The sequence below is a fragment of the Altererythrobacter sp. Root672 genome (assembly GCF_001427865.1).
GTDB lineage: Bacteria > Pseudomonadota > Alphaproteobacteria > Sphingomonadales > Sphingomonadaceae > Croceibacterium_A.
Genome location: NZ_LMHH01000003.1, coordinates 246,175 through 271,596, shown reverse-complemented (window position 1 = coordinate 271,596; position 25,422 = coordinate 246,175). Strand labels below are relative to the sequence as shown.

The 25,422-nt window shown below is 63.9% G+C and carries 27 protein-coding genes; 20 read left to right on the top strand and 7 right to left on the bottom strand.

Features of this window, described 5'->3' with window-relative positions:
* The first annotated feature begins 163 nt into the window (after positions 1 to 163).
* The 7 genes from ASD76_RS18780 to ASD76_RS15380 all read left to right on the top strand — a co-directional run bounded on the left by ASD76_RS18780 (position 164) and on the right by ASD76_RS15380 (position 3,803).
* A complete protein-coding gene (locus tag ASD76_RS18780; protein ID WP_268760341.1) occupies positions 164 to 295 on the top strand; it encodes a hypothetical protein in 132 nt (43 codons plus the stop codon).
* A 33-nt stretch (positions 296 to 328) separates the two neighbouring features.
* Positions 329 to 868: a DUF2975 domain-containing protein gene (locus ASD76_RS15410; RefSeq protein WP_055925093.1), complete on the top strand. Its 540-nt coding sequence runs from the start codon at positions 329 to 331 to the stop codon at positions 866 to 868.
* Positions 868 to 1,086 (top strand): helix-turn-helix domain-containing protein, encoded by a 219-nt coding sequence (locus ASD76_RS15405; protein ID WP_055925090.1) that lies wholly within the window; start codon positions 868 to 870, stop codon positions 1,084 to 1,086. Before ASD76_RS15410 ends, ASD76_RS15405 begins: the two co-directional genes overlap by 1 nt.
* Positions 1,087 to 1,090: 4 nt before the next feature.
* The gene (locus tag ASD76_RS15400; RefSeq protein WP_055925087.1) at positions 1,091 to 1,828 is read left to right on the top strand and encodes a hypothetical protein; all 738 of its coding nucleotides are present in this window, start codon (positions 1,091 to 1,093) and stop codon (positions 1,826 to 1,828) included.
* Positions 1,829 to 2,103: 275 nt separating this feature from the next.
* The gene (gene rplJ / locus ASD76_RS15390; protein ID WP_055925081.1) at positions 2,104 to 2,619 is read left to right on the top strand and encodes a 50S ribosomal protein L10; all 516 of its coding nucleotides are present in this window, start codon (positions 2,104 to 2,106) and stop codon (positions 2,617 to 2,619) included.
* 78 nt (positions 2,620 to 2,697) lie between these two features.
* Positions 2,698 to 3,066: a 50S ribosomal protein L7/L12 gene (gene rplL / locus ASD76_RS15385; protein WP_055925079.1), complete on the top strand. Its 369-nt coding sequence runs from the start codon at positions 2,698 to 2,700 to the stop codon at positions 3,064 to 3,066.
* A 212-nt stretch (positions 3,067 to 3,278) separates the two neighbouring features.
* On the top strand, positions 3,279 to 3,803 hold the full coding sequence (locus ASD76_RS15380) for a hypothetical protein (protein ID WP_156457759.1): 525 nt from the start codon (positions 3,279 to 3,281) through the stop codon (positions 3,801 to 3,803).
* A 55-nt stretch (positions 3,804 to 3,858) separates the two neighbouring features.
* Here ASD76_RS15380 and ASD76_RS15375 read toward each other — a convergent pair whose 3' ends face one another.
* The 3 genes from ASD76_RS15375 to ASD76_RS18555 all read right to left on the bottom strand — a co-directional run bounded on the left by ASD76_RS15375 (position 3,859) and on the right by ASD76_RS18555 (position 5,546).
* Positions 3,859 to 4,413, bottom strand: a complete 555-nt coding sequence (locus ASD76_RS15375; protein ID WP_055925074.1) for a GNAT family N-acetyltransferase — start codon at positions 4,411 to 4,413, stop codon at positions 3,859 to 3,861.
* Positions 4,414 to 4,558: 145 nt separating this feature from the next.
* Positions 4,559 to 4,987, bottom strand: coding sequence for a DUF5990 family protein (locus tag ASD76_RS15370; RefSeq protein ID WP_055925071.1), 429 nt, complete (start codon positions 4,985 to 4,987; stop codon positions 4,559 to 4,561).
* Positions 4,988 to 4,991: 4 nt separating this feature from the next.
* A complete protein-coding gene (locus ASD76_RS18555; RefSeq protein WP_235506793.1) occupies positions 4,992 to 5,546 on the bottom strand; it encodes a c-type cytochrome in 555 nt (184 codons plus the stop codon).
* Between the two features lie 159 nt (positions 5,547 to 5,705).
* Between ASD76_RS18555 and ASD76_RS15360 the strand changes: the two genes are divergently transcribed.
* The 7 genes from ASD76_RS15360 to bla all read left to right on the top strand — a co-directional run bounded on the left by ASD76_RS15360 (position 5,706) and on the right by bla (position 12,393).
* Complete coding sequence (locus ASD76_RS15360) at positions 5,706 to 7,082, top strand: MATE family efflux transporter (protein ID WP_055925068.1); 1,377 nt, start codon at positions 5,706 to 5,708, stop codon at positions 7,080 to 7,082.
* 121 nt (positions 7,083 to 7,203) lie between these two features.
* Positions 7,204 to 7,491: a co-chaperone GroES gene (groES, locus tag ASD76_RS15355; RefSeq protein WP_055925065.1), complete on the top strand. Its 288-nt coding sequence runs from the start codon at positions 7,204 to 7,206 to the stop codon at positions 7,489 to 7,491.
* A gap of 57 nt (positions 7,492 to 7,548) precedes the next feature.
* Entirely contained in the window at positions 7,549 to 9,180 is a 1,632-nt protein-coding gene (gene groL, locus ASD76_RS15350; RefSeq protein ID WP_055925062.1) for a chaperonin GroEL, read from the top strand.
* Positions 9,181 to 9,303: 123 nt separating this feature from the next.
* A complete protein-coding gene (locus ASD76_RS15345; protein WP_055925058.1) occupies positions 9,304 to 9,711 on the top strand; it encodes a host attachment protein in 408 nt (135 codons plus the stop codon).
* 9 nt (positions 9,712 to 9,720) lie between these two features.
* Positions 9,721 to 10,362, top strand: a complete 642-nt coding sequence (locus ASD76_RS15340; protein WP_235506791.1) for a protein-L-isoaspartate(D-aspartate) O-methyltransferase — start codon at positions 9,721 to 9,723, stop codon at positions 10,360 to 10,362.
* A gap of 147 nt (positions 10,363 to 10,509) precedes the next feature.
* Positions 10,510 to 11,256, top strand: a complete 747-nt coding sequence (locus ASD76_RS15335) for a class I SAM-dependent methyltransferase (RefSeq protein WP_055925053.1) — start codon at positions 10,510 to 10,512, stop codon at positions 11,254 to 11,256.
* Positions 11,257 to 11,376: 120 nt separating this feature from the next.
* The gene (gene bla, locus ASD76_RS15330) at positions 11,377 to 12,393 is read left to right on the top strand and encodes a class A beta-lactamase (RefSeq protein ID WP_055925050.1); all 1,017 of its coding nucleotides are present in this window, start codon (positions 11,377 to 11,379) and stop codon (positions 12,391 to 12,393) included.
* Positions 12,394 to 12,448: 55 nt separating this feature from the next.
* On the opposite strand, the gene ASD76_RS15325 is transcribed toward bla, so the two are convergent.
* On the bottom strand, positions 12,449 to 12,721 hold the full coding sequence (locus ASD76_RS15325; protein WP_055925046.1) for a hypothetical protein: 273 nt from the start codon (positions 12,719 to 12,721) through the stop codon (positions 12,449 to 12,451).
* Between the two features lie 187 nt (positions 12,722 to 12,908).
* Here ASD76_RS15325 and polA point away from each other — a divergent pair, with 187 nt between their 5' ends.
* Entirely contained in the window at positions 12,909 to 15,764 is a 2,856-nt protein-coding gene (gene polA / locus ASD76_RS15320) for a DNA polymerase I (protein ID WP_055925043.1), read from the top strand.
* Between the two features lie 186 nt (positions 15,765 to 15,950).
* On the opposite strand, the gene ASD76_RS15315 is transcribed toward polA, so the two are convergent.
* Positions 15,951 to 18,269 carry a CDC48 family AAA ATPase gene (locus tag ASD76_RS15315; protein WP_055925040.1) on the bottom strand — a complete coding sequence of 773 codons (2,319 nt, stop codon included), beginning with the start codon at positions 18,267 to 18,269 and terminating at the stop codon, positions 15,951 to 15,953.
* Between the two features lie 472 nt (positions 18,270 to 18,741).
* Here ASD76_RS15315 and ASD76_RS15310 point away from each other — a divergent pair, with 472 nt between their 5' ends.
* The 5 genes from ASD76_RS15310 (at position 18,742) to ASD76_RS15290 (ending at position 22,501) form a co-directional block, all read left to right on the top strand.
* Positions 18,742 to 19,395: a CoA transferase subunit A gene (locus ASD76_RS15310; protein WP_055925917.1), complete on the top strand. Its 654-nt coding sequence runs from the start codon at positions 18,742 to 18,744 to the stop codon at positions 19,393 to 19,395.
* Entirely contained in the window at positions 19,395 to 19,805 is a 411-nt protein-coding gene (locus tag ASD76_RS15305; RefSeq protein WP_055925037.1) for a GFA family protein, read from the top strand. The genes ASD76_RS15310 and ASD76_RS15305 overlap by 1 nt, the downstream gene beginning before the upstream one ends.
* Positions 19,802 to 20,461, top strand: coding sequence for a CoA transferase subunit B (locus tag ASD76_RS15300; protein ID WP_055925034.1), 660 nt, complete (start codon positions 19,802 to 19,804; stop codon positions 20,459 to 20,461). Before ASD76_RS15305 ends, ASD76_RS15300 begins: the two co-directional genes overlap by 4 nt.
* A 7-nt stretch (positions 20,462 to 20,468) precedes the next feature.
* Positions 20,469 to 21,155: a glutathione S-transferase family protein gene (locus ASD76_RS15295; RefSeq protein WP_055925031.1), complete on the top strand. Its 687-nt coding sequence runs from the start codon at positions 20,469 to 20,471 to the stop codon at positions 21,153 to 21,155.
* Between the two features lie 80 nt (positions 21,156 to 21,235).
* Positions 21,236 to 22,501 (top strand): spinster family MFS transporter, encoded by a 1,266-nt coding sequence (locus ASD76_RS15290; protein ID WP_162249681.1) that lies wholly within the window; start codon positions 21,236 to 21,238, stop codon positions 22,499 to 22,501.
* Positions 22,502 to 22,559: 58 nt separating this feature from the next.
* Here ASD76_RS15290 and metK read toward each other — a convergent pair whose 3' ends face one another.
* Both metK and lnt read right to left on the bottom strand, forming a co-directional pair.
* Positions 22,560 to 23,768 (bottom strand): methionine adenosyltransferase, encoded by a 1,209-nt coding sequence (gene metK, locus ASD76_RS15285; protein WP_055925025.1) that lies wholly within the window; start codon positions 23,766 to 23,768, stop codon positions 22,560 to 22,562.
* Between the two features lie 38 nt (positions 23,769 to 23,806).
* Positions 23,807 to 25,381, bottom strand: coding sequence for an apolipoprotein N-acyltransferase (gene lnt, locus ASD76_RS15280; RefSeq protein ID WP_156457758.1), 1,575 nt, complete (start codon positions 25,379 to 25,381; stop codon positions 23,807 to 23,809).
* Positions 25,382 to 25,422: the final 41 nt, after the last annotated feature.

Genomic DNA, 25,422 nt, shown 5'->3' with positions numbered 1-25,422 from the left:
CGATGGCGGCCAGTTCGTGGCGCTCGTGCGACGGAGCCGCCGTGGTTGATCCTCGATTTTCCGTAATTCAATCAGCTTGATATTGTTTTTCGATATTATCGATTGACGATATGCGCGAATCAGCTTATTGAATATCGATATCGACCATATTGGAGATCGAGAAATGACCAGAGTGATTGAAAACACCGCCGCCCTGCTCATCGCAGTGCTCCTCGCCACCATTTCGTTTGCCGAAGTCGCGTCTGTGCCAGTTGACCGGACCAACCCGGCCATCGCCGCACCGATCCTGGCCTGACGTCTTCAGCCGGACCTCGAAGGGAAGCCATCCATGACTCCACTCAAGAAAGATCCGTTGCTGGTCACTGCGAAAGTGGTGACCATCATCGTCCGCATCGGCCTCGTCATCGGCATGATCGGCCTCGGCATTGCCGGCGCCGTCCTGGTGATCGGCGGGACCGGCATGTTCTCCGAACACTTCGTCGTGCAGTTGAACTCCAGCGGCCTCGGCGGAACGAAAGGGGCAGCTCTCCTGGTGATCGCCCTCACGCTCGTTTCGCTCGGCCTCATGGAAGACTTCGTCAGGCGCCTGGGCCAGGTGATCGACACCGTCGGCGAAGGCGACCCCTTCACCCTGGAGAACGCCGCACGCCTGACCCGCATGGGGTGGCTGGCGATCATCGTCCAGTTGCTCGGGCTCCCGGTCATGCTCCTGTCCACCTGGCTGGAATCGCGCATCGACGACGGAGTGTTCCAGATTGAATCGAACCTCTCGCTGTACGGCTTCGCCCTGGCGCTGGTGCTGTTCATCCTCGCCCGAGTGTTCCGCAAGGGCGCCGAGATGCGCGAAGACCTGGAGGGGACCGTCTGATGCCGATCACCGTGAAACTCGACGACCTGCTCTACCAGCGCCGCATGACCCTGACCGAGCTTGCCGAACGGATCGACCTGACGCTTGCCAACGTCTCGATCCTCAAGACCGGCAAGGCCAAGGCGATCCGCTTCTCGACCCTCGAAGCGATCTGCCGGGAGCTTGATTGCCAACCGGGAGATGTGCTGGGATACGAAGGAGGAATGGGGGAGGACTAACCAGATGAATTTGGGGCAAGGCCTGGCTTTCGTGTTCAGCGAAAGCTGGGCCTTCTGGCGTAAGGGTTGGTGGCTGGCGCTCATCCCCACGCTGCCAATGACGGTCTACGATTTCTTTGCCAGCCAAATTCCGGACGCGTCCGCCGATCTGGCTTACTGGTCGCAAATCGTCGCCGAAGCCATGCTGACAGTCGCGGTGGGGTACCCGGTAATACGGTTCATTGCGCTCAATCGTGACATGACCGAGGCGTTGACCATAAGTCGAGCATCGGCCCGGACATTCGCACCCTATCTAATCTCGATGACCCTGATCGAAGTAGCACTGGCAGCCTGGAGCGATCATGACGTTAGCGGCAAGGCGACGCTTGCACAGGCCATCGTTGCCGTCCTTCTCGTTATTTTAACCGCACCTTGGAGCGTCACAGCTCCATCGGGATCGACGGTCGTTGGCCCTACCCGCTCAGCTACGCTAACGGCGCCTTCACTCTTCTGGGCGATCTTGCTTATGACCATCGCCTTTATCCCGATCTCCCTAGTCGGCCTTGTCACCGGTCTACTGGTCGCCAAGTTGCCAGACATCGAGATCGGGGCGTATGCCTTATCCAATCTCGCCTCACTCGCGGCATTTACGGTCACTCTGTCCTTTGCGCTGGTCATGAGCTGCGCCGTCGCTTTCGCAGTGGGCCACCGTGTCGGCGTGAGGATCGACAGGACAGACAAGCTCGCCGCCCACTTCGAATGACTCGTTGACTTCTCGCCTCCTTCGTCTAGAGGCCCGGCCCGATCGCTTAGGCGGTCAACCGTCCGAGACAGTTGGTGCACCGGATCTGCCGGCGCTTAATTTCCAGCCTAGACGGGGAAAAGAGATTTTCGGGCAGCGCCTCGTGCGCTGTCCATAAAAGCGCTTCGGCGCGCTCCTTCCCCTTCAACGGACTCGCCCGTGTCGCTTCGGCGATGCGGCAACGTAGCCGGTCGCCCGCAACGATTACGCGTGCGGCCATAGTGAAGGAGTAAGGCATGGATCGTTCGCAGAAAGCCGAATCGGTCGCATCCCTCAACGCGGTCTTCAACGAGGTTGGGCTGGTGGTCGTCACCCGCAACCTCGGCATGTCGGTGGGTCAGTCCACTGCCCTGCGTTCGAAGATGAGCGAAGCGGGTGCGTCGTACAAGGTTGCGAAGAACCGCCTCGCCAAGCTCGCCCTGAAGGACACCCAGTACGAAGGCCTCGAGGTACACCTCACCGGCCCGACTGCCCTGGCATGGTCGATCGATCCGATCGCCGCTGCCAAGGCTGCGGTGGACTTCGCCAAGACGAACGACAAGCTCGAAATCGTCGGTGGCGCCATGGGCAGCACGCAACTCAATGCCGATGGAATCAAGGCTCTCGCCTCGATGCCGTCGCTCGATGAGCTGCGGGCGAAGATCGTCGGCCTGGTCAATGCGCCTGCCACCAAGGTGGTGCAGCTGGTCAATGCCCCGGCGGCAAAGCTTGCTCGCGTGTTCGGTGCCTATGGCGCCAAGGACGCAGCGTAAGCGGTTTTTCAATTCTCGAATTCCCCTGGTCAGAGATTTTCCCGGCCAGGGTCCATCATTTGAACGGAGTATTTTAACATGGCCGATATCGCCAAGCTCGTTGAAGACCTGTCGCAGCTGACCGTCATGGAAGCTGCCGAACTCGCCAAGGCCCTGGAAGAAGCATGGGGCGTTTCCGCCGCTGCTGCCGTGGCCGTTGCCGCTCCGGCCGCAGCTGCTGAAGCCGTTGAGGAAAAGACCGAGTTCGACGTCATCCTCGTCGGTGACGGTGGCAAGAAGATCCAGGTGATCAAGGAAGTCCGCGCCATCACCGGCCTGGGCCTGACCGAAGCCAAGACCCTGGTCGAGAGCGCCCCGACGCCGATCAAGGAAGCGGTCAACAAGACCGAAGCCGAAGACATCAAGAAGAAGATCGAGGAAGCCGGCGGCGTCGTCGAAGTCAAGTAACGTACTGGGGCGAAAGCTCCGACGTTACCCTCGATCCATTCGGATCAGACAGAAGGGGGCGGTGCCGCAAGGCGCCGCCCTTTTTTGTTTGAACGGTCATCCGCAGTTTGGATCTGAATGACAGGCCGAGCGCGATCCGAGAGGCAATGTCCGCTGTGGGTGGAAAGCAGGCATAAGTTATGCAAGCTACAGCCTCAGATGGGGCAGATAGCATGAGCAGAGCGCTCTCGAGTGTTTGCGCAGTCGCCTTAACGACTTCAGCCTGCACCGCAGGCCACGACACTATCGCCCAGGTAGAAGCTTGTGACGTCGCACTTTCATATGTGAGGCACTTCCAAAGGAGCGCGTCCAAACCGAATGCCGTATTAAAGCGTGTAGATGGACTCCAGAAGTCGCGCTCTGAGATCGAGCAATTCGTTCTTGGTCATCCCGAGCATGCGGATGATCCCGATCTTGAGCTCATGCTCGCATCTGCGGATTTACGAGACCAAAGTCCGGTAATCGAGTGCAACGCTCTTGGCGACTGGTTGGCGCATACCGGCACCCTACACGACGATCCCACGATCGATCAGATAACCAGAGCAGGCGCGGAATTCCCTGTCGCCATTGTCCAATTTTCGATGCCCGTGGTCACGCAGGACGGCAAAGAAGCATTCCTTTTCACGTCAGAGGCTTATGGGCCACTGGCCGGAAGCTCCCAGGCGGTTACACTGCGAAAGGTAAGTGATGGCAGCTGAGACGTTGTGGCGAAGGTTGTCACATCGGTGAGCTAAGGCGAGTAAGGCCCGCTTGTCAGTTCGAGGCCTCGCGGCGCGCTCGCCATTCGTGATCAAGTTGACCCCAAATCAAGCTGTCTCGGCGACCGATGTGAGTGGTCCACTGTTCGCGCAAGCGACCCTCGCAAACGAAGCCGAGGCTTTCGAGCACTCGGTTGGAAGCCAGATTGTCAGGGTCGGTGTCGGCATACAGTCGGCGGCGCTGCTCGATCCCGAAGAGGTGATCCATGAGAGCCCTGAGGGCCTCGCGGGCGACACCCTGTCCTTGCCGCTCGCTAACCACCAGGTGCGCGAGTTCAGTGATTCCATCGCCGCGATCGAGGGCGGCGAGCCGGCCGATGGCTGGTCCACCTTCCCCCTCCGTCACGGCCCAGCTTCGGCCTTCTTCCCACCCCGAGCTTGGAACAAGCCATTCGGCCAGCTCTTGAACGCTCGAAAAGGGTCCGCGACTCCACCAGCGCATGAGCACCGGATCGGCAAAGCTGGGAAAAAGAGCGGGCGCGTCTGTCCGCGTAAGTTCGCGCAGGACGAAGCGCGGCGTAATAATCGTCGGCGTCGAGGGTTTACTCACCGCTGGTCGTTTTCCAGCTGGCCCATCCTAATGAGCTTCGGGTAGCCGACAGTTTGCGGCAGCAAGGTCTGTGCGAAGTTGATCACTCGATAACTATCCGCCAATGCTCGGATCTCCGCAATGGGTCGTTAGTCGACATCGTCAGCTAAACCACTCGCCAGGTCACCGGCTTCACCGTCGCGCACACGGGCGAGCCATCCTTGGCTGTCCCGTTGATCCTGCCGACCAGCAACCCGCCTGCCGCCGCCTTGTCGAGCAAAGCCGACTCAATATCATGGATGTCGATCTTCATCTTCCGGGTCCACGGCGAGGCGCAATCGCCCGCGAGCGTGCCGATGCGGATGTAGACGAAGCGGCGCTCTGGCCCTTCTCGGCGGACTTGCTTGCCGAAGAGCTTGGCGCCGCCTTCAGTGCGCTCGATGCGTAGCGGGAAATCGAAAGCGAGCGGCTCGCCCGCTTTCGAGGTCTTGGGATCGAGCGGCGCGTCGTCTTCCTGCAGGCTGTGCAGGACGCCGGGCACCGGCTGCTCGATCACCAGGCGGGCGCGGATCTCGATTTGATCCGCGCGCGCCATGGGGTCAGAGACCCTTGATGTAGTCGATCAGCGCCTGGCGCTTGGCCGCGTCCTTGACGCCGCCGAAGGCCATCTTGGTGCCGGGGACGACACCGCGCGGATCGGTCAGGTACTTGTCGAGCGTGGCCTGGTTCCAGACGAGGCCCGAATCCTTCATCGGCTGGCTGAATTCGAAGCCCGGCACGGCGCCGGCCTTCTCGCCCCAGATGCCGGCGAGCGACGGGCCGATGCCGTTCTTGCCCGGCTCGACCGAGTGGCAGGCCTTGCACTGCGCGAACGCGGCCGGCTCGACCGGAGCGGCAGCGGCAGCCGTGGTGGCCGTCGCCTTGGCGCTCGGGGTCGCAGTCGGGCTCGGCGATTCGCTGGGGGTCGCTTCGGGCGTCGGAGTGGCGGCGGGCGTTGCCGTGTCGGTCGCGCCCGGAGTGGCGAGGGGGGTTGCGTCGGTGACGGACGCCGTCGGTTCGTCGGCCTGGTCATTCCCGCCGCCACATGCGGCGAGAGCCAGCGCGAGGGCGAAGGCGGAAGTGAAACGGGCAGCAGTCGTGGGGGCGAACATCATCAATGCATCCCTTTAGGAGAACTCGCCTGCCCTCTATCGCGTGATTTTCCGGATAGGAAGAGCTTGTGGCCAGCGGGCCGCACAAGGGTGCGAAACGTCGCAATAGGGATACATCCCGACTTTCGCCGCACCTCGGCCGCGCCTATCCGGGCCGGCTTCATGTTCGAGACCTCCCCTCTGACTTGGCGCGGCGAACTGGCCGCGACCCTGCGTATCGCGGGGCCGCTGGCGGCCGCCAACCTACTGCAGATGCTGGTCTATGCGATCGACGTGATCTTCGTCGCCCGCCTGGGAGAGGAAGCGCTCGCGGCTTCGAGCCTTTCAATTGCGCTGTTCGGGTTGATGATGTGGTGCTTCTCCGGACTGACCGGGATGGTCGCGGCGCTGATCGCCACTGAGCTCGGCCGCCGCCGCCACGCAGCGCGCGAAGTGCGGCGGAGCGCGCGCATGGCGCTGTGGCTGGGCTTCGCCTGCGGCCTGCTGGGCATGGTCGTGTGCTTCTTCGGGCACGAAGTCATGCTGCTGGCTGGACAGGAGCCGCGCATCGCCGAGCGGGCCGGCGGTTTCATGCGGGTAATCATGTGGGCCATGGTGCCGATGATCCTCGCCAACGTGCTGCGTTCGGTGGTATCGGCGCTCGGCCGACCGCTGTTCGCCACCGCGATCACGGCGCTGGCCATCGGCATTGCCGCGCTGGGCAACTATGCGTTCGTGTTCGGTAATCTCGGCGCCCCCGCGCTCGGGCTGGAGGGGTCGGCCCTGGCGAGTGTGCTGACCGCGATCTTCATGCTCGCCGCTTACGTCACGGCGATCCGTTCGGACCGGCGGCTGCGGCGCTATCAGCTGTTCGGCAACTGGTGGCGCTCGGAATGGTCGCGCTTCCGCGAGCTTGTGCGGACGGGCCTGCCGGTGGCGTTGGCGATTCTGGCGGAGGCCGGCCTGTTCAGCGGGGCGGCGTTCCTGATGGGCCTGATCAGCGCCTCTCAACTGGCCGCTCACACCATAGCTTTGCAGATCGCCGCTCTCGCCTTCCAGATTCCGTTCGGGATCGGCCAGGCCGCGACCATCCGGGTCGGCTACCACTACGGCCGGGGCGATCCGCAAGCGGTCGGCCGCTCTGGCTGGGTGGCGATCGCCACCGGGTGCGCCTTCATGCTGGTGACCGCCTCGTTCATGCTGTTCGCGCCGAGGTTGCTGCTCGGCATCTATGTCGATCCCCATGCGGCCGCCAACGCCACGCTGGTCGCCTATGCCGTGCGGTTCATGGCCGTGGCAGCGGCGTTCCAATTGTTCGACGGCTTGCAGGCGGTGACCGCCGGCTCGCTCCGCGGGTTGCAGGATACGCGGGTGCCGATGCTCATTGCCCTGTTCGGCTATTGGGTGCCCGGACTCGGCACGGCGGTGGTGCTCGGCTTCTTCACGCCGCTGGAAGGACTCGGAATCTGGTTCGGCCTAGCCGTTGGCCTGGTGGCGGTGGCCTTGCCAATGATCTGGCGCTGGAGCCGGCGCGCTCGTCTCGGGCTGCTACCGGCCTGACGAGATTCTTTGTGCCGGGGTGTTGACGCCTCCGGACCGCCCAACCATATGCGCCCCGCTGGCACTCTCCACGTGAGAGTGCCAATCGTGTTTAACAATCCTATTGGAAGAGGTCATACACATGGCATTCCGTCCGCTGCACGACCGCGTTCTGGTCCGCCGCATTGAGGCCGAAGAAAAGACGGCCGGTGGCATCATCATCCCCGACAGCGCCAAGGAAAAGCCGAGCGAGGGCGAAGTCGTCGCCGTCGGTTCGGGCTCGCGCGCCGAAGACGGCAAGGTCACCCCGCTCGACGTCAAGCCGGGCGACCGCGTGCTGTTCGGCAAATGGTCGGGCACCGAGGTCAAGCTCAACGGCGAAGACCTGCTGATCATGAAGGAAAGCGACATCATGGGGATCGTCGGCTGATCCAGCCGCTCCCTTTAGCTTTCCCAATCAACCCATTCGCATAGAGGAAACAGAAACATGGCTGCCAAGGACGTGAAATTTTCGCGCGACGCGCGCGAACGCATCCTCAAGGGCGTCGATACGCTCGCCAACGCCGTCAAGGTGACCCTGGGGCCCAAGGGCCGCAACGTCGTCATCGACAAGAGCTACGGCGCTCCGCGCATCACCAAGGACGGCGTCACCGTCGCCAAGGAAATCGAGCTCAAGGACAAGTTCGAGAACATGGGCGCGCAGATGCTGCGTGAAGTGGCCTCGAAGACCAACGACCTCGCCGGTGACGGCACCACCACCGCGACCGTACTCGCCCAGGCGATCGTTCGCGAAGGCATGAAGTCGGTTGCCGCCGGCATCAACCCGATGGACCTGAAGCGCGGCATCGACCTCGCGGTCGGCAAGGTTGTCGAAGACCTCAAGGCCCGCTCGAAGCCGGTTGCCGGCTCGAACGAGATCGCCCAGGTCGGCGTCATCTCGGCCAACGGCGACCGTGAAGTCGGCGAGAAGATCGCCGAAGCCATGGAAAAGGTCGGCAAGGAAGGCGTAATCACCGTCGAGGAAGCCAAGGGCCTCGAGTTCGAACTCGATGTCGTCGAAGGCATGCAGTTCGACCGTGGTTACCTGTCGCCCTACTTCGTGACCAACGCCGAGAAGATGGTCGTTGAGCTGGATAACCCGTACATCCTGATCCACGAGAAGAAGCTTTCGAACCTGCAGTCGATGCTGCCGATCCTCGAAGCCGTGGTTCAGAGCGGCCGTCCGCTCCTCATCATCGCCGAGGACATCGAAGGCGAAGCCCTGGCCACCCTGGTGGTCAACAAGCTACGCGGCGGCCTCAAGGTCGCAGCCGTCAAGGCTCCGGGCTTCGGCGATCGCCGCAAGGCCATGCTGCAGGACATCGCGATCCTGACGCAGGGCGAGATGGTCAGCGAAGATCTCGGCATCAAGCTCGAGAGCGTTTCGGTGAGCATGCTCGGCCAGGCCAAGCGCGTAACCATCGACAAGGACAACACCACGATCGTCGATGGCGCCGGCAATGCCGAAGACATCAAGGCCCGGGTCGAGCAGATCCGTGCCCAGATCGAATCGACCACCAGCGACTATGACCGTGAGAAGCTGCAAGAACGTCTGGCGAAGCTCGCCGGCGGCGTTGCGGTGATCAAGGTCGGCGGCGCCTCGGAGATCGAGGTCAAGGAGCGCAAGGATCGCGTTGATGACGCGCTGCATGCGACCCGCGCCGCTGTCGAGGAAGGCATCGTCCCGGGCGGCGGTACCGCGCTGCTCTACGCCACCAAGACCCTCGACGGCCTGACCGGCGCGAACGAGGACCAGACCCGCGGCATCGACATCGTCCGTCGTGCACTGCAGGCTCCGGTTCGCCAGATCGCCGAGAACGCCGGCCATGACGGCGCGGTTGTCGCCGGCAAGCTGATCGACGGCAACGACGAGCAGCTCGGCTTCAATGCCCAGACCGACGTCTACGAGAACCTGGTCCAGGCCGGCGTGATCGATCCGACCAAGGTCGTCCGCACCGCGCTGCAGGACGCAGCTTCGGTCGCTGGCCTGCTGATCACCACCGAAGCGGCGATCGCTGAACTGCCGGACGACAAGCCGGCCGCGCCGGCGATGCCGGACATGGGTGGCATGGGCTTCTAAGCCCAGGCTCTCAGCCAAAATAAGGAAGGGCCGGAGGAGCGATCCTCCGGCCCTCTTCTTTTGTCCGGACCTTGCACGCCACTCGCCCGTTAGGCTGGGTGAACAGACAGGAGAGCGCAAGCCATGAAGATCCCCCACCAGGCCCTCGTCGCGCTCGCCAATGGCGAGCAATTCGTGCTGATGCGCAACATCGGGCAGGCGTTCGATCCCAAGCTGGAGCGCGAACAGGAACTGGACCTGGAACTCACCAACTTCAGCGCCGGAATCCGCCACCAGGATCGCAGGGGAGCACCCAACAACAGCACCAATCTCGACGAGCTCGCCCACGGCGCGGCCATCGCGGAGTGGCTCAATGCACGGGCTCTCAACGGCCAGTTAGAGGACCTCGTGATTGCCGCCGATCCGCGCACTCTGGGTCAGATCCGCCAGCGCTGTCACAAGGAAGTGCAGAGCCGGATCCTGGGCGAAGTCGCCAAGGATTTAACCAACTCACCGATTAAGGAGATCGAGCGGGTGCTCGCCGCCGCTTGACGTAAACTCGTGACCTCATTTGCCCACCAGCGCGCTGCGATGGTCGAACGCCAACTCAAGGCGCGCGGCATCCGCAACGCGCGGGTGCTGGCCGCGATGGGCGAGGTCCCACGAGAGCAATTCGTGCCCGAGCGGCTGCTGGAATTCGCTTATTCCGATGGCCCGCTGCCGATCGGCGAGGAGCAAACCATCTCGCAGCCCTATGTCCTCGCGCTGATGATAGAGGCGGCGGGCGTAGCGCCCGGTGACCGCGTGCTCGAGGTCGGCGCCGGCTCGGGCTACGCGGCGGCGGTGATGGCGCAGATTGCCAGCAGCGTGTTCGCGATTGAGCGGCATCCGACTCTGGCCGAGAGTGCGCGCGAGCGGCTGCTCGAGGGCGGATACCCTAACGTCACGGTGATTACTGGCGATGGCAGCGTTGGCCTGCCCGACATGGCGCCTTTCGATGCGATCCTCGTCTCGGCCGGCGGCGACAGAGTGCCCGAACCGCTCAAATGGCAACTCGCGATCGGCGGTAGACTGGTGGTACCAGTGGGGGGCACTGGCTTGCAGACGCTGCTCTGCCTCAGGCGCACTGGCGAGGAGGAATGGATCGAGCATGACCTCGGCAACGTGCGCTTCGTGCCGTTGATCGGCGCACATGGACGATAGGCAGTCGTCCTTCGACAAGCTCAGGACGAACGGGGGTCGCAACCTTAAGCCCGTTCGTGGTGAGCTCGTCGAACCACCGTAGCGCGACATCCTTGCGAGCGCCCATCCCCGTGATAGGATGGGCAAAAGCCAAGAGAGGACGTCCTCATGCGCTCGACTTTAGCCCTATTCGCGCTGGCCTTAACCGTCAGCGTCCCCGCAGCCGCCGCCAACGAACCCTCCGACTATGCCGCAGCTCTCGCCGATGCGCAGCGGCCGGCGGCAGACAAGGAACGCGATGCGGCCCGCCACCCCGCTGAGCTGCTGGCGTTCGCCGAGATCGATCCAGGCGAGAAGGTCGGCGATTACATCATGGGCGGCGGCTACTGGACGAGGCTGCTGGCCACGGCAGTCGGACCCCAGGGCAAAGTCTATGCCTTCCAGCCGGACGAATTCATCGCCTTCCGCGCGGCCTATGGTGACGAGCAAAACGCCGCCGTGGCTGGCCGCGCCAACGTCGCTGCGTTGCGCGGGCCAGTCGCGGCACCGCCCTTCCCGGAAAAGCTCGACACGATCATCACGGTGCAGAACCTGCACGATCTCTACCTCGGAGCCTTCCCGCCCGACACGGCCGCCAAATCCATCGCCGCCCTGTTCGACGCGCTCAAGCCCGGCGGCACTCTGGTGGTGGTGGACCACAGCGCCGCCGACGGTAGCGGTACGACCGCGGCCAACTCGATCCATCGGATCGACAAGGCGGCCGCGATAGCGGCCCTGACCAACGCAGGCTTTGTCGTGGAGGCCCAGAGCGACCTCTACAAACGACCCGACGACCCCCGAACCGCCAACGTCTTCGACCCCACGATCCGCGGAAAAACCGACCAATTCGCGCTACGGCTGCGCAAGCCGAACTGAGCAAGTTCCGCCAAAATCAGCGGTTTGCCGCCGTCGAGACTCCGTTCGTCGCGAATCTGGTTACGCCAAGCTCCAGCGTGGTTAAGATTCTGACAATATTTGAGGGTATAAGCAGGGGTCATGACATTGCGCTTCATAGGACGGATGGTCGCCGGCCTTTTGCTGGCCGTCGCCACGCCTGCGCTCGCGCAGGGCCAACCGCTTGAATCCCGGTTCGACAATGCGTTCGGCACCGAGCTTCGGGCGCCCCGTGATTTCTCCGCCACTTACGACAACGCGCTCGCCCAGCAGATCGCGCTGATCGCCGAAGGGTCGCAAGGCCGCATCGGCGTGGCGGCGGTTGACCTCACCACCGGACAAGAGATCGGCGTCCTGGGCGACGAGCGCTTTCCGATGGCCAGCACCAGCAAGATCGCCATCGCCGCTACCTTCCTTGAAGGCGTTGACCGGGGCCGCTGGTCTCTCGACAGCCAGTTTCCGATGATGATGCCGGTCGCTTCGAAGCCCTTCTCAAGCCGGATTGCACCGGTTCGCGCCGGCGAGTCCTATAGCGCCCGTGCGCTGATCGACATGATGATCACGCGCAGCAACAACCAGGCGACGGACGCGCTCCTGGCCGCCGTGGGCGGACCGTCCAAGGTCAACGACTGGGCACGCCGCGCCGGGATCCAGAACTTCAACCTCACCCGCGACATCGCCACGCTGGTGCGCGACGACGGCGAGTTCAATCCTGCCGCGCATATCGACATTCGTGACAGCGCCACCCCGCGCGACATGGTCAAGCTGTTGAGCGGAATCTACCAGGGCCAGTGGCTCAGCGCTTCGAGCCGCTACGTGATCATCGACGCGATGGAGCGGTGCCGCACCGGTACCCGCCGCATCCCGGCGCTCATGCCCGCCGACGCTCGCGTGGCGCACAAGACCGGCTCGCTCAACAACACTTCAAGCGACATCGGCATTATCACCATGCCCGATGGCCGCGCGATTGCGCTCGCTATTTATGTGACCGGCCAGGGCACCCGCCTGAACCGGGAAGCCCGGATCGCCAATATCGCCCGGGCGATCTATGACGGGTACGGCACCCAGTCGACGCGCCAGTGGACCAACGCCACTTACGCCAACAGCGCCGGCAAATAAGAAAAGGGCGCGGCCTCGCGGCCACGCCCCCTTCGAATAGCTTACTTCAGGCCGATCAGTCGGCCTTGGCAGCCTCGGTGGATTCGCCCTGCACGTCGGCTTCGGCCGTGGCAGCAGCATCGGTCGCGGCAGCCCCGACATCAGCGGCGGCTTCGGTCGCGGCAGTAGCGGCATCGCCAACGGCTTCACCGGCAGCTTCGACGTTGGCTTCAGTGTCGGCCATGGCCGAGTCAGCAGCGTCGGTGGCAGCGTCTTCAGTGCTTTCCGAGCAAGCTGCGAGCGAGAGGGCTGCGCCGGCAATTGCGGCGGCGAGAACGATCTTGCGCATGTTTTTATATCCTTAAACAGCGAAACCAGAACGCACACCCCTTGCGGAGCAGGCGCGGAAATCCACCGAAAGCGAATTTCGGACTTGAGAAATAATGGCAACTTTGTGGCAAGGCAACCCTGCGCCCGGATCGCGGCATGAGCCCTCCCCCGTTGCCGCAAGCCGAGACAGGCCCTAACAGTCCGCCATGGCCGACAAACAGCATCTCTACCTGGTCGACGGTTCGGCCTATATCTTCCGCGCCTATCACCGCCTGCCGCCGCTCACGAACCCGCACGGCGTGCCGGTCGGCGCGGTCTATGGCTACACCACGATGCTCTGGAAGCTGGCTGACGACCTCGACAAGGCCGACGGCCCCACGCACCTCGCAGTGATCCTCGACAAGGGCTCGCACAGCTTCCGCAATGACCTCTACGACCAGTACAAGGCCAACCGTCCTCCGCCGCCCGAGGACCTGGTCCCGCAGTTCCCGCTGATCCGCGACGCCACGCGCGCGTTCAGCTTGCCGTGCATCGAGGAGGACAACCTCGAGGCCGACGACCTGATAGCCTCCTACGCGAAGGAAGCCACGCGGCGCGGGTGGGACGTAACCATCGTCAGTTCCGACAAGGACCTGATGCAACTGGTCGGCCGGTGCGCCGAGCCGCATGACGGCCACGACGGTGGCTGCATCGACATGCTCGATACGATGAAGAACCAGCGGATCGACATCCCCGAGGTGATCGAGAAGTTCGGCGTCCCGCCCGAGCTGGTTGGCGACGTGCTGGCGCTGATGGGCGACGCAGTCGACAACGTGCCCGGCATCTACGGCATCGGCCCCAAGACTGCGAGCAAGCTGATCCAGGACTATGGATCGCTGCAAGGCGCGCTCGACGCGGCGCCATCAATGAAGCCCGGCAAGCTGAAGGAACGCCTGATCGAAGGCCGCTCGATGGCCGAGCTCAGCCGGGTGCTGGTCCAGCTCAAGGAAGATTGCGAGCTGCCAATGCCGCTCGACGAGTTCGTGCTCAAGCCAACACCGCAAGAACCGCTGGCGCAGTTCCTCGAAACGCATGGCTTCACCAGCCTGCTCAAGCGCCTGGGCGATGGCCGCGGCAGCCCCGACCGGCCAACGCAGCTCAATCCTGCGAAGCCCGAGACCGCCGGTGCGCCCGTCTCCCCCGAAGGCAACCGCCAGCCCTTGCCCGAATGGCCAGCGGTGGATCGCAGCACTTACGAATGCGTGCAGTCGATGGAGCGGCTCGAACACTGGATTGGCCGCGCGTTCCACGCCCGCCTGGTCGCGATCGACACCGAGACCAGCGACCTCGACGCCATGCGGGCAGAGCTAACCGGTATCAGCCTGGCGCTCGGCCCGAACGATGCTTGCTACATCCCGCTCGCCCACGGCGGGACCGACATGTTCGCCGAACGGCCGGTGCAGATCGACAAGGCCGCTGCGCTCTCCGCGCTCAAGCCGCTGCTTGAGAGCGAAGCCGTCCTCAAGGTCGGCCAGAACGTGAAGTACGATCTCAACATCTTTGCCCGGAACGGCGTTCAAGTCGCACCGGTCGACGACACGATGGTGATCAGCTTCGACCTTGACGCCGGCCGCTCGGAAGACGGGATCGGCGGCGGTCACGGGATGGATGAGCTTGCGACCCGCCACCTCGGCCACACCACGCTGACCTTCAAGGACATTTGCGGCACCGGCAAGAAGGCGATCCCCTTCGGCGAAGTTCCGCTTACCAAGGCCACCGAATACGCGGCCGAGGACGCCGACGTGACCTGGCGCCTGTACAAGACGCTCAAGCCGCGACTGGCGCTGGAGAACGGCACGCGGGTCTACCAGCGTGTCGATCGGCCGCTGATCCCGGTCGTCGCACAGATGGAGCGCAACGGGATCAAGGTCGACCGCCAGGCCCTCGCCGGATTGTCGGAGGAGTTCGCCAAGGAAATCGCCCGGATCGAGGGCGAGATCTACGAATGCTGCGGACAGCAGTTCACCATCGGCAGCCCCGCCCAGCTCGGCGATATTCTGTTCAACAAGATGGGCTACAAAGGCGGGCGCAAGGGCAAGAGCGGACAGTATTCGACGGACCAGGCGATCCTCGAACAACTCGCGAACCAGGGCGCTCCGGTCGCCCGGCTGGTGCTCGACTGGCGCCAGCATTCAAAGCTGCGCAGCACTTACACCGAGGCGCTGCAGGCGGCGATCAACCCGGCCACGGGGCGCGTGCACACTTGCTACAGCCTGGTCGGTGCGCAGACCGGGCGGCTGTCGTCGACCGACCCGAACCTGCAGAATATCCCGATCCGCACCGCCATTGGTCGCCGCATTCGCGAGGCGTTCGTGGCCGAGCCTGGCAACGTGCTGCTCGCCGCCGACTACTCGCAGATCGAGCTACGCCTTGCCGCGCACATGGCCGACGTGCCACCGCTCAAGGAAGCTTTCGCCGCCGGTGAGGACATCCATGCGCGCACCGCGCAGGAGATGTACGGCACGGTCGACCGCGACACTCGCGCGCGCGCCAAGACGATCAACTTCGCGATTCTCTACGGCATCAGCCGCTGGGGCTTGGCGGGTCGTCTCGGCGTCGAGGCGGACGAGGCGCAGGCGGTGATCGATCGCTACTTCCAGCGCTTCCCCGGCATCCAGCGCTATATCGTCCACACGCTCGAGAGCGTGCGTGAACGCGGCTATTCGGAGACGCTGTTCGGCCGCAAGACCTGGTTCCCGCGGATCAGCGCCAAGATCCCGCACGAACGCCAAGGCGCCGAACGCGCCGCCATCAACGCGCCAATCCAGGGCACCAGCGCCGACATCATCAAACGCGCGATGGCGCGGATGCCGGCGGCCCTGGCTGACGCCGGGCTGGGCGAGGTCAAGATGCTGCTGCAGGTGCACGACGAACTGGTGTTCGAGTTGCCCGAAGGCGATGTTGCGGCAGCTTCGCCGGTGATCGAGCGAGTGATGGCCGAGGCAGCGCTGCCCTCGGTGGAGCTTGATGTACCGCTCGGGATCGAGATCGGCACCGGCCTTAGCTGGGACGCAGCGCACTAACACCAAATCCTCCCCCTTGGGGGAGGGGGACCACCGAAGGTGGTGGAGGGGCACACGCCGGCGCTCCTGACTTACGAGATTCGCGCCGAGACTTCGAAGATCGCGAGAAGGGCGATAGCGGAGGAGCACACGAAAGTGCCCCTCCACCATGCTTCGCATGGTTCCCCTCCCCGTTCCGGGGAGGATTTAACTCCCAGGCGTGTGCTTCCGCTCGCGCGTGGATTCCACCATGCCTTCGTGGATGAAGCCGATTGGCTGCACCTGCATCGCGCGCTTCTTCAACTCGCCACGCATGCGCAGGTATTCCATCTCCATCTGCTCGGTCACGGTCGCGCGACTGTCGGCCAGGGCCTCGGTGAAGTCCTGTCCGGTCACTTCGGTCACGTTCACGCCGCGCTTGCGGATGGCGATGAGGCCTGCCCTGCGAACCACATCCTCGAGGTCCGCGCCGGTGAAGCGCTCGGTCTCGGCCGCAATGCCTGCGAGGTTCACGTCGTCCGCCAGCGGCATGTCGCGGGTGTGGATGCCGAGAATGTGCAGGCGGCCAGCCTGGGTTGGCGCGCCGACATAGACGAGCTCGTCGAACCGGCCCGGCCGCAGCAGGGCGGGGTCAACCAAGCCCGGACGGTTGGTAGCGCCGATCACGACGATCGAGTTCAACTCTTCCATCCCGTCCATCTCGGCCAGGATCGTGTTGACCACACGCGCCGTCACTTGCGGCTCGTTGGCCTCGCTGCCGCGTGCGGGAACCAGGCTGTCGATCTCGTCGATGAAGATCACGCACGGCGCCACCTGGCGCGCGCGAGCGAACATGCGGCTGATCTGCTGTTCGCTTTCACCGTACCACTTCGACAGCAAGTCGGAGCTCTTCATCGAGATGAAGTTGGCTTCCGCTTCCTTGGCGACGGCTTTGGCCAGCAAGGTCTTGCCGGTTCCGGGCGGGCCGTAAAGCAGGAAGCCCTTGGCCGGACGGATGCCGATGCGCTCGAACGCGGCGGGGTTCTTGAGTGGCAGTTCAACGCCCTCGCGCAGCTTCTCGGCCGCCTCGTCCAGACCGCCGATATCGGCCCAACCGACGGTCGGTGCCTGGACCATGACCTCGCGCATCGCGCTCGGCTGGACGCGCTTTACGGCGGCGCGGAAGTCGTCCTTCTCGACCTGCAGGTCTTCGAGCACCTCGGGCGGGATCGTGCGCGCGTCGAGGTCGAGCTTGGGCATGATTCGCCGCACTGCCTCGATCGCAGCCTCGCGGGCCAACGCCGCAAGATCGGCGCCCACGAAGCCGTGCGTGCTGCGCGCCAGTTCCTTGAGATCGACGCCCTCGCCCAGCGGCATGCCGCGGGTGTGGATGGCGAGGATCTCGCGTCGGCCTTGCTCATCGGGCACGCCGATGATGATCTCACGGTCGAAGCGGCCGGGACGGCGCAAAGCCTCGTCGATCGCATCGGGCCGATTGGTAGCGGCAATGACCACGAGGTTGGAGCGTGACTGCAAGCCGTCCATCAAGGTCAGCAGCTGGGCGACCAACCGCTTTTCAGCTTCGCCGGTGACGTTCTGCCGCTTGGGGGCGATCGAATCGATTTCGTCGATGAAGATGATGGCCGGGGCCGAGCGCTGTGCTTGTTCGAACACCTCGCGCAGCCGCTTCTCGCTCTCGCCATAGGCAGAGCCCATGATCTCGGGCCCGTTGATGGTGAAGAACTCAGCGTCGCTTTCGTTGGCGACAGCCTGCGCGAGGCGCGTCTTGCCGGTGCCCGGCGGGCCGTGCAGCAGCACGCCCTTGGGCGGATCGACGCCCAGACGAGTGAACAGTTCGGGATAGCGCAAGGGCAGTTCGACCATCTCACGCAAGGCGTCGATGGTTTCCTGCATGCCGCCGACGTCGTCGTAGTTGATGATGCCGCGGCTATCGCTCGGCTCTTCGAACTCGGAGCGAAGCTCCACTTCGGTGCTCTCGTCGATATGGACGATGCCTTTGGGCACGGTGCTGACGACTTGCAGGCGGATCTGGGTCAGCGCGTAAGCCGGGGCATTATACATGCGTCGGACGGCGGCAGGCACGTCCTGCACCGGCTGCTGGCCAGTGGTGGCCACGAGGTCGCCCGCAACGAGCGGCCGGCGGAAGAACACGCGCTTGAGAGCCTCGGTCGGACCCTGCAACCGCATTTCGCGTTGGGCGGGGGCGAACACCACGCGGGTCGCGGCACGCGATTCGACGGAGCGAATCTTGATATGCTCGCCAGAGGAGGTCTGGGCGTTGGCGCGCTGGAGACCGTCAAGCCGCACCACATCGAGCGTGTCGTCTTCGGCATAGGCGGGAAGCGCGATGGCGGCGGTTACCCGCTTGCCTTCGAGTTCGACTACGTCGCCTTCGGTGATGCCGAGAGTCTTGAATGCGCTGCGGGGCATGCGAGCAACGCCGGTGCCGCTTTCTTCCTGCCGCGCGGCGGCGACTTGCAGCCGGACTTCGCCTTGTTCCACTTTCGCATCAGCTGCGTCAGCCATCGCCCTCTCGCTTTCCGTTCGTTCGATGGAGAGCTAGGTGCGCCGCCCCCCGATTGCAAACCGGCGAGCAGAAAGAAGGTGCCGGGAGGGCCGTAGAAAAGGTCGCGCGGAAAGCGGACAAAAAAAGACCCGGACGTTGCCGGCCGGGCCTTGGAAGTTTGGGAGAGGATGCCTGAAAGGCCTGCTCCATATGCGGCGAGGCCGTTCATCTCGCAAGTGCGAAAAGCGCAAGTCATGTTGCGATTTGCGCAACTCCATAACAGAGCATTGAAATATATAGCTTTCTAACTTACACATATGTTCGCCGTTCACGCCATCAACTTGTCAATGTGTGCAAGGCTTCCGGATGTTGCGCCGCAGCATGAATTTTGGGATGGAGAACGGGCGCCAGGTCGTGCTCGATGGTGACAGCAGAGCATGCCTTGCCTAACCAATGCGCCTACTCAAAGCCGATGCCCAGCGGGAGTCGCCCATGAAGAAGCTTTACCCCGACGCCACTGCCGCCCTCGACGGGCTGCTGCACGACGGCATGCTCATCGCCGCCGGCGGCGCCAAGAACCTGACTTTCGCCAGCAACAACGCCGGGATCGACAACGAAGGCATCGGCAAGCTGCTGCGCACCCGCCAGGTGAGCAAGATGATCAGCTCTTACGTCGGCGAGAACAAGGAGTTTGAGCGACAGTATCTCGCTGGTGAGATCGAGGTCGAGTTCTGCCCGCAAGGCACGTTGGCCGAGCGCATGCGAGCGGGCGGGGCCGGCATCCCCGGATTCTATACCAAGACCGGCGTCGGCACCCTGGTGGCCGAGGGCAAGGAGGTGAAGGTGTTCGACGGGGAGGACTACATCCTCGAACGCGGCATCTTCGCCGACCTCTCGATCGTCAAGGCGTGGAAGGCCGACGAGACCGGCAACCTCGTGTTCCGCAAGACCGCGCGCAACTTCAACCTGCCGGCCGCGACTTGCGGCAAGGTCTGCGTGGTCGAGGTCGAAGAGATCGTCCCCACCGGCAGCCTCGACCCCGACGGCATTCACTTGCCCGGGGTCTACGTGCAACGGATGGTCGTCGGCGCGCCCTACGACAAGAAGATCGAATTCACGACCACACGCGAAAGGGAGGCGGCGTGATGGCGGCCGAGGGTGGATGCCTCTGCCGTGGTGTGCGTTATCGCATCGACGGTGAGGTCGGGCCCGCGGGTTATTGCCATTGTGCCGATTGCCGCAAGTTGACCGGTAGTCCCTTCGGCATCAGCTCACCCGTCGCCATTCAAGATTTCGTGATCGAGAGCGGCAACTTGGGGGCTTTCACGAAGCAAGCCGACAGCGGCCGCAGCTTGACCCGGTACTTCTGCCCTGACTGCGGATCGCCGATTTACACATGGGCACCGGACAATCCCGATGTTGCCTACGTAAAAGCGGGAACGTTCGACGAGCCCGAGCTGATCCATCCGACGCTGGAGGCATGGTGCGGCTCTCGTGTCGATTGGGCCGTCATACCGCAAGACCTGGCGCAGTTTGAAAAAGGGCGTTTCGCATGAGCATCCAAGACGGCCAAACCAAAGGCTGGACCCGCGACCAGATGGCCGCCCGCGCCGCGCTCGAGCTGCAGGACGGGTTCTACGTCAACCTCGGCATCGGCATCCCGACCCTGGTAGCGAACCACATTCCCAAGGGGATGGAAGTGACGCTCCAGTCGGAGAACGGCATGCTCGGGATCGGCCCGTTTCCCTATCCCGATGAGGTCGACCCCGATCTGATCAACGCCGGCAAGCAGACCATCAGCGAGTTGCCGGAGACCTCCTATTTCGATAGCGCGGCGAGCTTTGCGATGATCCGCGGCGGCCATATCGACCTGACCGTGCTCGGGGCGATGGAAGTGTCCGAACATGGCGACATCGCCAACTGGATGATCCCCGGCAAGCTGGTGAAGGGCATGGGCGGAGCGATGGACCTGGTCGCCGGGGTCAAGCGGATCATCGTGGTGATGGAACACAACGCCAAGGACGGCAGCCCCAAGTTCATTCCCGAATGCACGCTGCCGCTGACCGGCAAAAGTGTGGTCGACATGATCGTCACCGACCTCGCGGTGTTCCACCGCTCCGACCACGCGAGCCCGTTCCGCCTGATCGAACTCGCCCCGGGCGTCAGCGCGGAAGAGGTGGCGCTCAAGACCACCGCGAGTTATCTTGCCTGACGCAGCCATGCGATACACGCTGATCACCGCCAACCGGAACTATTCCAGCTGGTCGCTGCGACCCTGGCTGCTGATGAAGGCGCTCGGCATCCCGTTCGACGACCGGCTCGAGCAGTTCTCCAAGCCCGACAACTACGAAGACTTCCGCCTGTTCTCGCCCACCGGGCAAGTGCCGCTGCTTATCGATGGCGAGCGGCGGGTGTGGGATTCGCTCGGGATCACGCTCTACCTGGCAGACCGGCATGGCGGCATCTGGCCAGAGGACCAGGACGCGCAAGCCTTTGCCCAATGTATCGTGGCCGAGATGCACGGCGGCTTCGGTGCCTTGCGCAACGATTGCACCATGAACGTTGGCGTCCGGGTGGAGCCCAAGCCGATGTCGCAAGCGTTGCAGCGCAACGTCGTCAGGGTGCAGGAGATCTTCGAGGAAGCCCTCTTGCGGTTTGGCGGTCCGTGGCTGGCCGGCCCCTCGTTCACCGCCGCCGACGCTTTCTACGCTCCAGTCGCCTATCGCATTCGTACTTACGGTCTCAAAGTGGGCCGCGGCGCCGAATGGGTCGAGCGGATCATCGCTCATCCGGCGATGAAGGACTGGGAAACCCAAGCCCTCGCCGAGGAATGGCGCGAGGAAAGCCACGAGGCCGAATTGCGCGAAGCCGGCACGATCACGCAGGATTTCCGCAACGCGCGCTAATCGGCGCTCGCTAATCCCCGCAAGCCTTGGCAAGTTCCTTCCCGATCCGCCGACTGAGCGGAACTGGGAGAGAAATGGGGATGGCCTTCAATACGCGTCGCGATTCGCCTTGGCTGGCGCTGATCCTGCTGATGTCGATCAGCACGGTCGGTTTCATCGACCGCATCGTGGTCAACGTGCTGGTCGAGCCGATCAAGGGCGAGTTCAAGCTGACGGACGCGCAGGTCTCGCTGATGGGCACGGCCTTCACCCTGCTCAACGTCGGCGTTGCCCTGATCGTCGCTCGTTATGCCGAGCGGCTTCGGCGGTTGTCGCTGATTGCGGCCGGCACACTGTTTTGGTCCCTGGCCACGGCGGCCTGCGGCTGGGCGGTGAGTTGGACCCAACTGCTATTTGCCCGAATGGGCGTAGGCCTGGGCGAAGCGATCGGGCTGCCAAGCAACCAGTCGGTCATTTCCGATTACTTCCCGCCGTCGAAACGGGGCTTGGCGATATCGATCCTGATGCTCGCGCCGCCGATTGGAGCCTTCGTCGGCTTTGTTGGTGGTGGCTGGATCGCACAAGAGTTCGACTGGCGTTTCACTTTCCTGATCGCCGCGATCCCCGGCTTGGTACTGGCCCTCCTCGCCTGGCTGTTCGTGGCCGAGCCGCCGCGTGGCCGGTACGACAAGGTCGCGACCGACGAGGTGCCGCCAATGAAGGCGGTACTTCACCGCCTGTTCGGGCTGTCCAGCGCCCGCCACCTGGTGATTGGATCCTCACTCGCAGCCATGCTCGGCTTCGGGCTGAACTACTTCTTCACCTCGCTGATGATGCGCCAGTTCGGGGTCGGCTTGGCTGAGGCGGGGCTCTATTCGGGCATCATCGCCAGCTTGCCCGCTGCGATCTCTGTCGTCGGAAGCGGCTGGCTCGGCGACAAGCTGGGCGCGAAGAATCCGGCGGCCTATGCCCTGATCCCGGCGATCTGCCTGATCATCGGCGGACCGCTCTATGTCTTTGCCATCACCCGCGAGAGCCTTGGCCTGCTGCTAGGCCTCATCAGCATCGCGACGTTCCTCAACTTCGGCTACCTCGGGATCACTTACGCCGCGCTGCAGAACCTGATGCACCCGCGCATGCGGGTCTCGACCTTTGCCGTTCTCAATGTCGTGTACGGTGTCGCCAGCGCGCTCGGACCATTCCTGCTTGGCTGGCTGAGCGACCGCATGGCGTTATCTTTTGGCCCGGCGCAGGGGCTGTCTGTCGCGATGGCAATCACCGGAGCGCTCTACGTCTGGGCGGGGCTGCATTACCTGCTGGCAAGCCGTCATCTGGCGCGGGACGTTGCCGCCGTAGCCGAGAAGTAGGGGCAGGCCTTGCCCACCCCTGACCCCTCCCGCAAGCGGGAGGGGGTTTGGAGCTGGATCAGGCCAGTGCGGCCTTGAGGTCGTCCACCAGGTCGGTCTTCTCCCACGGGAAGAAGTCGCCTTCAGGCGTGCGGCCGAAGTGGCCGTAGGCCGCGGTCTTGCGGTAGATCGGCTTGTTGAGGCCGAGGTGCGTGCGGATGCCGCGCGGGGTCAGGCCGCCGAGCTTGTCGATCGACTGGATCGCGGCTTCGATCTTGTCATCCCCGACCGTGCCCGTGCCGTGCGTGTCGACATAGAGCGACAGCGGCTTTGACACGCCGATGGCGTAGGCCAGTTGGATCGTGCAGCGCTTGGCGAGGCCTGCGGCAACGATGTTCTTGGCGAGGTAGCGGGTGATGTAAGCGGCCGAGCGGTCGACCTTGGTCGGGTCCTTGCCGGAGAACGCACCACCACCGTGCGGCGCCGCGCCGCCGTAGGTGTCGACGATGATCTTGCGCCCGGTCAGGCCGGCGTCGCCGTCAGGGCCCCCGATCTCGAACGAGCCGGTCGGGTTGATGTGGTATTCGGTTCCGTTCGACAGCAGGTTTGCCGGAAGTACGTCCGCGATCACCTTCTTCACGTAAGTGTGGAGCTCGGCTTCCTTGGCACCTTCGTCATAGCCCTTGGCATGCTGGGTCGAGACCACGATCGCGGTGGCGGCCACAGGCTTGCCGTTTTCGAACTTGAGAGTGACCTGGCTCTTGGCGTCAGGCTCCAGGAACGGGGCCGCGCCCGAATGGCGATCGGCCGCCATGTGCTCGAGGACCTTGTGGCTATAGTAGAGCGTCGCCGGCATCAGGTCGGGCGTCTCGTCGCACGCGAAGCCGAACATGATACCCTGGTCGCCGGCGCCTTCGTCCTTATTGCCGCTGGCGTCCACGCCTTGCGCGATGTGCGCCGACTGGCCGTGCAAGTTGTTCTCGAAACGCAGCTCGTTCCAATGGAAGCCGGCCTGTTCGTAACCGATGTCCTTGACGGTGTTGCGGACAGTCTTCTCAATCTCGTCGAGTGCACCAGGAGCCCATTCGCCGTTCTCGAACACGCCCTTGCAGCGGATTTCTCCGGCCAGCACCACGAGCTGCGTCGTCGTCAGGGTTTCGCAGGCGACGCGCGCTTCCGGGTCCTTTGAAAGGAACAGGTCGACAATGGCGTCGGAGATCTGGTCCGAGACCTTGTCGGGATGACCTTCAGACACGCTTTCGGACGTGAACAGGTAAGACTGACGCATTTAGGCTGGGTTCCCTCGGGTACTTTGTTGAATGGGGTCTAACGGCGGCCCCGGCGCGACGCAATATAGCCAAGGGCAAGGAAAACCATCGCCCATGCAATCGCGAGCGCATTGCCCAGTCGCGCAAACGGCGTGGGCGAGGCGGCCAGCGGAATCTTCCCGTCGATGCGGCCAGCCTTGTGCATTGGCAGGTAGTGACGGACTACACCGTGCTGATCGATCACGGCGCTGATCCCGGTGGTGGTCGAACGGAGCACTGGAAGCCCTTCCTCGATGGCCCTCAGGCGAGCCTGGGCGAGGTGTTGCGGCGGACCGAAACTTCCGAACCAGCCGTCGTTCGACGGATTGAAGATGAAATCCGGACGATTGCCGCGGTCGGCCACCTCGCCGGAGAAGACGATCTCGTAGCAAACCTGCACCCCGGCCTTGCCGAGAGCGCCAAGGTCGAGCGTGCGCGGGCCAGGGCCGGGGATGAAGTCGATCGAGCCGGGCACGAGGCGACTGAGGCCGATCGGCTCCAGCACCTCACGCATCGGTAGGTATTCGCCGTAAGGGACCAAGTGCGCCTTGTCGTAGCTGCCGAGGATGGCGCCCTGGTCGTCGAGGGCGCTGACCGAGTTGTAAGCGCCAACGGCGCGCCCGCCGCCGATCTTCAGCTCAACAGCCCCGGTCAGCAGCACGGAGCCTGGCCCGATCAGCTGGGCGATCCGGTAACGCGCGAGCACCGGATCACCGAACGCAGTCATGCGGTCATAGTAGCGCTGTGGGTAGCCCGGCTCGAGATAGTCAGCGAGGCCCGATTCGGGCCACAGGACCAGCCGCGGTTGTCCCGGCTGTCGCGGATGCGTGAACTCGGCGAGGCGCAAGTAATTCGCCTCGTAATAGAGCGGGTCGCTGATGCGGTATTGCCTGAGATCGGGCTGCACGAGGGTGAACTGCAACTTCCCCTCGCGTTCGGCCGGGGCGGGCAGGTACATCCCGATCACAAGCAGAATGGCGACCAGTATCGCGACCAGCCGCCGCTGTTCGCGCACCAGCACAGCCAACGCAGCGGAAACGAACACGGCGATTCCGGAAAGGGCGTAAGTCCCCATCCATGGAGCGATTGCCGCCAGCCCTGGCCGGTCGAACGGGCCCAACAGAACCATCGCGAACGGGTTCCAGGTATAGCCGCTGAACACCATCGCGCGCATCAATTCCGATAGCGTCCAGCAGCCCGCGAAAGCCCAGGCGAGAGTCCAGCTCAAGCCTCCGCGCGAGATCACGCGAGCGCCCATCGCGGCGAGCGCGGGATAGATTGCCAGGTAAAGCGAGAGTATCGGCACCGCCGCCCAACCGAGCACCGCGGGCATTTCCGCCTGGTGGGTGAAGGCGGCGGCGATCCAGTTGTTACCGAAAGTGAAGTGGCCGAGGCCGAAGAACCAGCCGAGCGCCGCGGCTCGCTTTGCGTTAGGCGTTTCAGCCAGCAGCGCGGCGAAGAGCGCCATCGCTGCCAGCGACAACGGCCAGAGCCCCAGCGGCTGGAATCCCGTCGCCGCAAGCAGGCCAAGGCCCACCGCGCTCAGGCGAGGACGGGCGGCCAGGTATCGCCATGAGCTCAGCACAAGCGCCATGGCATGCGTTTGGCGGGCCATAGCGCGGTGCGCAAGCGGCG